At 67.6% G+C, this 4,928-nt stretch carries 4 protein-coding genes and 1 pseudogene; 3 read left to right on the forward strand and 2 right to left on the reverse strand.

Annotation, left to right across the window (positions count from 1 at the left end; genetic code table 11):
• From H926_RS0109760 to H926_RS0109770, 3 genes are all read left to right on the forward strand, one after another.
• The coding region (locus tag H926_RS0109760) for an AIR synthase-related protein (protein ID WP_022676131.1) at window positions 1–337 on the forward strand (337 nt) is incomplete at its 5' end.
• A gap of 158 nt (window positions 338–495) precedes the next feature.
• Complete coding sequence (locus tag H926_RS0109765; protein WP_022676132.1) at window positions 496–2,595, forward strand: sodium-translocating pyrophosphatase; 2,100 nt, start codon at window positions 496–498, stop codon at window positions 2,593–2,595.
• 247 nt (window positions 2,596–2,842) lie between these two features.
• Window positions 2,843–3,766 (forward strand): acyl-CoA thioesterase II, encoded by a 924-nt coding sequence (locus H926_RS0109770; protein WP_237741005.1) that lies wholly within the window; start codon window positions 2,843–2,845, stop codon window positions 3,764–3,766.
• 12 nt (window positions 3,767–3,778) lie between these two features.
• Here H926_RS0109770 and H926_RS30790 read toward each other — a convergent pair whose 3' ends face one another.
• Together H926_RS30790 and H926_RS0109780 are read right to left on the reverse strand one after the other, a co-directional pair.
• The gene (locus tag H926_RS30790; RefSeq protein ID WP_051146314.1) at window positions 3,779–4,390 is read right to left on the reverse strand and encodes a hypothetical protein; all 612 of its coding nucleotides are present in this window, start codon (window positions 4,388–4,390) and stop codon (window positions 3,779–3,781) included.
• Window positions 4,387–4,928, reverse strand: a pseudogene (locus H926_RS0109780) (hypothetical protein); the annotation flags it as partial. The pseudogene H926_RS0109780 and the gene H926_RS30790, both read right to left, overlap by 4 nt.

The raw sequence follows: 4,928 nt of genomic DNA on the forward strand, positions 1-4,928 counted from the left end.
CCTGGCCCAAGGGCGGGCGCTGGCCCCGCTGGTCGGCGCGATGATGGACGTGTCGGACGGGCTGCTGCTCGATGCGACGCGCATGGCCCGTGCCAGCGGCGTGACCCTGGCGATCGACAGCGCCGCCTGCCCCGTGCCGCCAGACCTGCCCCCGTCCCGCCGGCAAGAGGCGCTGTCATGGGGTGATGACTACGAACTGCTGTTCACCCTGCCAGCGGGCACCACGCCCCCTTGCCCTGCCACCTGCATCGGTGAGGCGCTGGCCGCTGGCCCCGTACCCTTGCTGCTCGATGGCGCCTGCCCGCAAGGGCCGCTGGGCTATGAACACTGCGGCTGAAACCTAGGCGGCAAGATTAGCCGAACAACCGTACAATACCGCTTGCGGGCGGCGGCAAATGATTTAGCTTCCCTTTGGTTCCCAGCCAGCGTGCGGGAATACGGTGTACCTGGCACCAAAAGACAAGCCGGGGCACGGGAAGTTAGGGGGATGCCATCGTGAACCTTGTCGTAACCGCCATCGGGTTGGGGTTACTGGCTGTGCTTTATGGCTTCATCACCAGCCGTCAGGTGCTGGGAAGCCCGGCCGGGAACCAGAAAATGCAAGACATTGCCGGCGCCATCCAGGAAGGGGCGCAGGCCTATCTCAAACGCCAGTACGGCACCATCGCCCTGGTGGGCGTGGTCGTGGCCGCGATCGTTTCGATGACGCTGCACCCGCTGCCGGCGCTGGGCTTTGTTATCGGGGCCGTGCTTTCGGGTGTGGCCGGCTTCATCGGCATGAACGTGTCGGTGCGGGCCAATGTGCGCACCGCCGCTGCCGCGCAAAGCGGCCTGCAACAAGGCCTTACCCTGGCGTTCCGCGCCGGGGCGATCACCGGCATGCTGGTGGCGGGCCTGGCGCTGCTCGCGATCGCGGGCTTCTTCTGGTATCTGGTGTTCGTAGCGGGCTATGCCCCGGGCGATCGCACCGTCGTCACCGCGCTCACCACGCTGGCGCTGGGCGCCTCGCTGGTGTCGATCTTTGCCCGGCTGGGCGGCGGCATCTTTACCAAGGCGGCCGACGTGGGCGCCGATCTGGTGGGCAAGGTGGAAGCCGGCATCCCCGAGGATGACCCGCGCAACCCGGCCGTGATTGCCGACAACGTGGGCGACAACGTGGGCGATTGCGCCGGCATGGCCGCCGACCTGTTCGAAACCTATGTCGTCACCGTGGGCGCCACGATGGTGCTGACGGCGCTGCTGATCAAGGGCGTGGGCGATCTGCTGCTGCCCTTGATGGCGCTGCCCCTGCTGATCGGCGGGGTCTGCATCGTCACTTCGATCATCGGCACCTATTTCGTCCGCCTGGGCGGCGGCAAGAACATCATGGGCGCCATGTACAAGGGCTTCCTGGTCACGGCCCTGCTGTCGATCCCGGCGATCTGGTTTGCCACGCAGGCCGCGCTGGGCAGCATGGAAGCGCCGATCGGCGAACAGGGCTTTACCGGCCGCACGCTGTTCTATTGCGCGCTGGTCGGCCTGGCGATCACCGGGTTGATCATCTGGATCACCGAATACTACACCGGCACCGGCTATCGCCCGGTGCGATCGATCGCCAAGGCATCGGTCACCGGCCACGGCACCAACGTGATCCAGGGCCTGGCCGTCAGCCTGGAAGCCACGGCCCTGCCCACGCTGGTGATCTGCGCGGGCATCATCGTCGCCTATCAGCTCGCCGGGCTGATCGGCATTGCCTATGCCGCGACGGCAATGCTGGCGCTGGCCGGCATGGTCGTGGCGCTCGATGCCTATGGTCCGGTGACCGACAATGCCGGCGGCATTGCCGAAATGGCCGGCCTGGAAGACACCGTGCGCGAACGCACCGATGCGCTCGACGCGGTGGGCAACACCACCAAGGCGGTCACCAAGGGCTATGCCATCGGTTCGGCTGGGCTTGCCGCCCTGGTGCTGTTTGCCGCCTATACCACTGACCTGCGCGAGTTCTTCCCGGATCTGAATGTCGATTTCAGCCTGGAGAACCCCTATGTCATCGTCGGGCTGCTGCTGGGCGCGCTGCTGCCCTATCTGTTCGGTGCAATGGGGATGACCGCCGTGGGCCGCGCCGCTGGCGACGTGGTGGTGGACGTGCGCGAGCAGTTCGCCGCCGATCCGGGCATCATGGCCGGCACCAGCCGCCCGGACTATGCCCGCACGGTGGACCTGGTCACGCGGGCGGCGATCAAGGAGATGATCCTGCCCTCGCTGCTGCCGGTGCTGGCGCCGATCGCGGTCTATTTCGTGATCATGGCGGTGGCAGGGCAGGCCAATGCCTTTGCCGCGCTGGGCGCGCTACTGCTGGGCGTGATCGTGGGCGGGCTGTTCGTGGCCCTGTCGATGACATCGGGCGGCGGGGCGTGGGACAACGCCAAGAAGTATATCGAGGATGGCCATTACGGCGGCAAGGGTTCCGACGCGCACAAGGCGGCGGTGACCGGTGACACCGTGGGCGATCCTTACAAGGACACAGCTGGCCCGGCCGTGAACCCGATGATCAAGATCACCAATATCGTTGCCCTGCTGCTGCTGGCCGCCCTGGCCAGCCACGCGGCAGGCTGAACCGGCTTCCGTGGGCTGCCGGCATGCTGGACCGGTGGCCCACGGCAGACACGCGGAAAAGCGGGGAAAACCCCGCCCGCATGGGCCCGAGGTTGGGGAGGAGAAGGACAGGCCCCGTCTGGCCGCAAGGCTGGGCGGGGCCTGTTTCTTGGCCCGGGTGGTTCATCACCTGCCCCTGGTTTCATATTTGTGACGAGCCGCCGCGATGCGTTGACCTTGGCGGAACGCCTGGAATAGGCGCGCGATCATGCTGCACCCGCTCTCTTCTACTCTGATGTCCGATTCCAATGATCCTGCCGCGACGGCCGCCGGCCTTGTCCGGCTGCTGACGGTTCAGCCCGAGGCCGGCGCCGATCTCTTTACCGGGCCGCGCAAGCCCGGGGGCGTGGGACGCGTATTTGGCGGGCAGATCGTGGCGCAGGCGCTTGCCGCCGCACAGGCCACCGTCGCCGCCGATCGGCCGGTGCATTCGCTGCATGCCTATTTCCTGCGCCCGGGCAGCGAGAATGCCGACACGCGCTATACCGTGATGCGCGATCTCGATGGCGGCAACTTTGCCAACCGCCGCGTGGTGGCAAGCCAGGGCGACGCGCCGATCTTCACCATGACGGCCTCGTTCCACCGCCGTAGCGAGGCCGGCGAGAGCCTTGCCCTGCAGCACGGCCTGCCGATGCCTTCGGTGCCCAGCCCCGATGACCTGCCGAGCGAGGCAGACCTGCTGACGATCTATGCCGATCGCCTGTCAGAGCAGCGCCGCGCCCTGCTGTCGCGGCCGCGCGCGATCGAGATGCGCCCGGCCGAACCGCTCAACTGGCTCCGCGAAACCCCGGCCGAACCGGTGGCGCACACCTGGCTGCGTTGCGTGGCGCCCCTGCCCGATGATCCGGGGTTGCACCGCGCGGTGATCGCCTATGTCAGCGACATGACCTTGCTCGGCACCAGCCTGCTGCCCCATGGCATCAGCGGCAAGGCCGGCAGCGCCCAGGTGGCCAGCCTTGACCATGCGCTGTGGTTCCACGCCGATGCCCGCGCCGATCAATGGCTGCTCTATGCCTGCGACAGCCCGTGGGCCGGGAACATGCGCGGTTTCAGCCGTGGCCGCATCTTTACCCAGGATGGCCGCCTGGTGGCCGAAACCGCGCAAGAAGGCCTGGTGCGCCGCCGCGCCTGAACCGTCGCCGCGCTACTTGCCGGGCCGCGGCGCTGCCGGGCTGGCCATTGCGATGGTCGCCGCGCCGGCAGCGGCCGGCGGGGCGGGCGTGGTGCCAGGCCTGGTAGGCTGGCCGACCAGGGCGCAGGCCATGCGCTCCATTTCCGGGTGGGCCACCATGGCCGTTGCCACAAAGCGCAGCGTGGCGCCGGTGATGTCGGCCGTCACCGTCTTGATCGCCCGGTCGATCGCGGTGCAGGCCTGCAGGTTGGTGGCGCCGCCGCCATAGCGATTGGCCACGAGCGTGGCATAGCTATCGAACGCACGCTTGTCGGCAAAGCCGTGGGCCGGGCTGATATAGCCACGAATGGCCTTGTCGGCCGCCGCAAACACGCCCTGGTGCACGATCATCATGCGCGAAAAGCTGGTTTCCACATCCATGCCGTGGCTCTTGCAGCGCAGCGACACGGTCATCATCATCGTTTGGAACTGATGAAACAGCGCGGCTTCGAACGTCGGGCTATCGAGGCACGACGCCGGTGGCGAGATCGGCGGCGGCGCGACGGCCTGGGCCAGCGGGGCATGGCACAGCGCGACCAGCATCACGCCTCGGGTCGCCAGGGCAAAGGGCACGCGTCGCATCATTTGGCCACTCCGCAAGACGTGATCGGAACCGCCATCAGCGCATCGAAATGGCGCACCAGCGCCTGTTTCGCCTGAAAGGCAGCGTCGGCTATCGGCTTGTAATCGCGTGCTTCCTTGGCCAGTGCGTTGCGCATGTCGGCATCGCCTGCGGCCATCGCGTCATAGCGGGCCTGGATCGATTGCAGGTAGGCGATGGCCTTGCCGTTGTTGGCCTCGGCCGCTTCGCCGGCCGGGCGATAGGTTTGCGCGTGGAAGGCGTTGCGTTTCTCGGCACTGCAAAAACGGGCGGGCAGGACGACCGCCGGCACCGTTTCCAGATGAGGCCGATCGGCTGAAATGTCCTGCGGTGCCGGGGCGGCAGCCTGGGCTGCAGCAGAGACGGCTGCGGCCGGTGCCGTGGAGGTTTCCCGCGCCGCGGCCAGGCTGGCTGCCGCAGTTTCGTTGGGCCCGGCCTGCGCGGTGGCAGCGACCGCAGCGGTTGTGGCAACAGCGGTTGTGGCTGTTGCGGGCGGCATGGTGATCGCGGCCGGCGCAGCGG

Origin of the sequence: Novosphingobium sp. B-7 (assembly GCF_000410615.1) — a bacterium.
Lineage (GTDB): Bacteria > Pseudomonadota > Alphaproteobacteria > Sphingomonadales > Sphingomonadaceae > Novosphingobium > Novosphingobium capsulatum.

Coding starts and splice junctions, on each gene's coding strand:
- H926_RS0109770 (WP_237741005.1), top strand. CDS start 2,843: ATGCTGCACCCGCTCTCTTCTACTCTGATGTCCGATTCCAATGATCCT.
- H926_RS30790 (WP_051146314.1), bottom strand. CDS start 4,390: ATGATGCGACGCGTGCCCTTTGCCCTGGCGACCCGAGGCGTGATGCTG.